The 4,251-nt window shown below is 60.8% G+C and carries 4 protein-coding genes; 3 read left to right on the forward strand and 1 reads right to left on the reverse strand.

The features are described from left to right. Window positions 1-9: 9 nt before the first annotated feature. Window positions 10-648, forward strand: a complete 639-nt coding sequence (locus AC1DRJ_RS22805; protein ID WP_477804141.1) for a LysE family translocator — start codon at window positions 10-12, stop codon at window positions 646-648. Between the two features lie 2 nt (window positions 649-650). After that, entirely contained in the window at window positions 651-1,148 is a 498-nt protein-coding gene (locus AC1DRJ_RS22810; RefSeq protein ID WP_477804138.1) for an N-acetyltransferase family protein, read from the forward strand. 53 nt (window positions 1,149-1,201) lie between these two features. On the opposite strand, the gene metR is transcribed toward AC1DRJ_RS22810, so the two are convergent. Continuing rightward, window positions 1,202-2,143 (reverse strand): transcriptional regulator MetR, encoded by a 942-nt coding sequence (metR, locus tag AC1DRJ_RS22815; protein WP_477804139.1) that lies wholly within the window; start codon window positions 2,141-2,143, stop codon window positions 1,202-1,204. 119 nt (window positions 2,144-2,262) lie between these two features. On the opposite strand from metR, the gene metE reads away from it, so the two are divergent. Further along, window positions 2,263-4,251, forward strand: a 1,989-nt coding sequence (gene metE / locus AC1DRJ_RS22820; RefSeq protein ID WP_477804140.1) for a 5-methyltetrahydropteroyltriglutamate--homocysteine S-methyltransferase, incomplete at its 3' end; no start/stop codon positions are given.

The following is a 4,251-nucleotide window of genomic DNA, read 5'->3' on the forward strand; positions in this document are numbered from 1 at the left end:
GGATTGCTCATGATCCCGCTTCAAGACCTGCTGATTTTCGCTGCTGCCGCGTTGCTGATGGTGCTGACGCCGGGGCCGAACATGATCTACCTGATCTCCCGTTCGATCTGCCAAGGGCGCAAGGCTGGCGTGACGTCCTTGCTCGGCGTGGTCGCGGGGTTCTTCGTGCATTTGTTCGCCGCTGCGGCGGGTTTGACTGCGGTGTTCCTGGCGGTGCCGATGGCCTATGAAGTGTTGAAATGGGCGGGGGCGTTGTACTTGCTGTGGCTGGCCTGGCAGGCGGTCAAACCCGGTGCGCGTTCACCGTTTGAGCCGCAGCAGTTGCCACCGGATTCATCGCGCAGGCTGATCACCATGGGTTTTCTCACCAGCGCACTGAACCCGAAGATCGCGGTGTTTTACCTGTCAGTGTTTCCGCAGTTCATCAACCCTGAACATGGCTCGGTGTTTAGCCAAAGCCTCATCCTTGGCCTCACTCAGATCAGCGTCAGTTTCTGCGTCAACCTGCTGATCGCGCTATTCGCAGCAGGCATCGCGTCCTGGTTCATCAAGAACCCGACGTGGCTGGCGGTGCAGCGTTATGTCATGGGTGGGGTGTTGGCGGCACTGGCAGTGCGGCTGATGCTTGAGCAACGCAGGACGGCGTGAACATGTGGATTGAACGGCTCGATGCCAGCCATGCCGTGGCCTACCGGGAATTGATGCTCGAAGCCTACGACGTGCATCCGCAGGCCTTCACATCAAGTGTGCGCGAACGCGCCGCGATGCCGCTGAGCTGGTGGGAAAAGCGTCTGACCAGCAATCTGGATGTGGTGTTTGGGGCGTTTGACGAAGGCAGGTTGGCGGGCATTGTCGGTCTCGCTTTCGAGTCTCGGGAAAAGGCCCGGCACAAGGCGATACTATTCGGCATGTACGTGTCGGGCACGGTTCGCCAGCGCGGACTTGGGTTTCAACTGGTGCAGGCGGCGTTGGCCGAAGCGCGCAATCATCCGGCGGTGAAGGTCATTCAACTGACCGTCACCGCCGGCAACGAAGCCGCGTTCAACCTCTACCACCGCTGCGGCTTCATCCAGTTCGGCCTCGAACCGCTCGCAGTGCGGGTGGGCGAGGACTACTTCGACAAGATCCATATGTGGCGGGAAATCTAAACCCACCGCTATTTAATGTAGGAGCGGGCTTGCTCGCGAAGGCGGAGTATCAGTCAAAGCAAATGTCGACTGTCACGACGCCTTCGCGAGCTGACGCCGTCGAGTGTCGAGAAGGATGTGTCCTTCGCCGTCAGCAAAAAATCACGCATATACGGCGCATCCAGCATGTCCGCGCGGATGCCCGCGTACAGCGTCGCAAACAAGCCTTTCTCGCCCAGCCGCTTGGCCTTCACGTAACCCCGCGAACTGTACTCATGCAGCGCCCAATGCGGCATGCCGCACACGCCGCGACCGCTGGCCACCAGTTGCATCATCATCACCGTGAGTTCCGAGGTGCGGACTTGCGCCGGTTCGATGTCGGCCGGTTCGAGGAAACGGGTGAAGATGTCCAGCCGATCACGTTCCACCGGGTAGGTGATCAAGGTTTCCGTGAGCAAGTCTTCTGGCACGATGTACGCCTTGCTCGCCAACCGGTGCTGGTTGGCCACCGCCAGCATGGCTTCATAGGTGAACAGCGGCACGTAAGTGATGCCCGCGATTTCCAGCGGATCAGAGGTCACCACCAGATCCAGATCGCCACGGGCCAGCGCTGGCAGCGGAGCAAAGGCGAAGCCCGAGGCCAGGTCGAGTTCGACTTCCGGCCACGCATCGCGGAACTGGTCGATGGTCGGCATCAGCCACTGGAAGCAACTGTGGCACTCGATCGCCATGTGCAAGCGCCCGGCCGTGCCGCCGGCCAAACGCGCGATGTCACGCTCGGCACCGCGCAGCAGTGGCAGGGTTGCGTCGGCCAGTTGCAGCAGGCGCAAACCGGCGCTGGTGAATCGTACCGGCTTGGTCTTGCGCACGAACAACGGCATGCCCATGCGCTCCTCCAGTTCCTTGAACTGGTGGGACAGGGCCGATTGCGTCAGGTGCAGACGGTCGGCGGCATCGACCAGGCTGTCGGATTCACGCAAGGCGTGCAGGGTCTTGAGGTGACGGATTTCAAGCACCGGAGGGCTCCATGAGGAAAACTTGTGATCAACACGAAAAGGTTGAGTTTGTCTCATGATGGGTTGGCTGTCGACAATAGCGCCATGTTTTACAGCATCTTTTATAGAGAGAATTCACCATGGCGCTGGCCCACACACTTGGTTTCCCACGCATCGGCGCGGACCGCGAACTGAAAAAAGCCCTCGAAGCCTACTGGAAGGGCGACCTCGATCAGGACTCGCTGCACAGCGTCGGCCGCCAACTGCGCTCCACCCATTGGCAGTTGCAGAAAGACGCCGGCATCGACCTGCTGCCAGTTGGCGACTTCGCCTGGTACGACCAGGTGCTGACCCACTCCCTGACCTTCGGCGTGATCCCCGAGCGTTTCGACAGTGCCAAGGACGCCAACGGCCTGCCGACCCTCGACACCCTGTTCGCCATGGCCCGAGGCGCCACGGCGACCTGCTGCGGCGGCGAACATGGAACCGCGCAATACGCCCAGGAGCTGACCAAGTGGTTCGACACCAACTACCACTACCTGGTCCCGGAATTCAGCGCAGACCAAACATTCAAGCTGAGCTGGGAGCAGCTGTTCCACGAAGTCGACGAAGCCAAGGCCCTCGGTCATAACGTCAAACCGGTGATCATCGGCCCGCTGACTTACCTGTGGCTGGGCAAGGCAAAAGGCAACGACTTCGACAAACTCGACCTGCTGGAACGCCTGCTGCCGGTGTACAACGAAATCCTCACGCGCCTCGCCGCTCAAGGCGTGGAATGGGTGCAGATCGACGAACCGATCCTGACCCTCGACCTGCCGCAAGCCTGGAAAAATGCGTTTGAGCGCGCCTACCACATCCTTCAATATTCACCGCTGAAAAAACTGGTCGCTACCTACTTCAGCGGTCTGGAAGACAACCTCGGCCTGGCCGTCGGCCTGCCGGTGCAAGGCCTGCACATCGATGCAGTCCGCGCGCCGGATCAACTTGGCCAAGTGCTGGATCGTCTGCCGACCTACAAGATTCTCTCGGTCGGTCTGGTCAACGGTCGCAACGTCTGGCGCTGTGAACTGGAGCAAGTGCTCGCGCAACTGCAACCGGCCCAGGAACGCTTTGGCGACAACCTGTGGGTCAGCAGTTCCTGCTCGCTGCTGCACAGCCCGGTGGATCTGGAGCGCGAGGACAAACTCGACCCGGAACTTAAAAGCTGGCTTGCGTTTGCGGTGCAAAAGTGTGGCGAGATCGCCGTGTTGCGCGACGCCCTCAACGATCCGCAATCGCCAAAAGTGCAAACTGCACTGGCCGAAAGCCGGGCGATTCAGGCCAGCCGCGCCGAATCACCGCGCATCCATAAAGCCGCCGTGCAAGCGCGGATCGCCGCCATCGGTGCAGCGGACAGCCAACGTCAGTCGCCGTTTGCCCRGCGCATCGAGCAGCAACGCGCCCGCTTGAAACTGCCGGCATTCCCGACCACCACCATCGGCTCATTCCCGCAGACCGGTTCGATCCGGCTGGCGCGTCAGGCGTTCAAGCAGGGCAAGCTGTCGGCCAACGATTACACCGACGCCATGCACAGCGAAATCCGCCACGCCGTGCAAATACAGGAACGCCTTGGTCTGGACGTGCTGGTGCACGGCGAAGCCGAACGCAATGACATGGTCGAGTACTTCGCCGAGCAACTGGATGGCTACCTGTTCACCCGTTTCGGCTGGGTCCAGAGTTATGGTTCGCGCTGCGTGAAACCGGCGATTATCTACGGCGACCTCAGCCGCCCGAAGGCGATGACCGTCGACTGGATCACGTATGCACAGCGCCTGACCGACAAGGTCATGAAAGGCATGCTTACCGGTCCCGTGACCATGCTGATGTGGTCGTTCCCCCGTGAAGACGTGTCGCGCAAAATCCAGGCGCAACAATTGGCGCTGGCCCTGCGTGACGAAGTAGTCGACCTCGAAAACGCCGGCATCAAAATCGTCCAGATCGACGAAGCCGCCTTCCGCGAAGGCTTGCCTCTGCGCCGGGCGCAATGGCAGGAATACCTGGACTGGGCGGTGGAAGCTTTCCGTTTGAGCGCCAGCGGTGTGCGCGACGAAACCCAGATCCACACCCACATGTGCTACAGCGAATTCAAC

This window comes from Pseudomonas sp. P5_B2 (assembly GCF_056400445.1).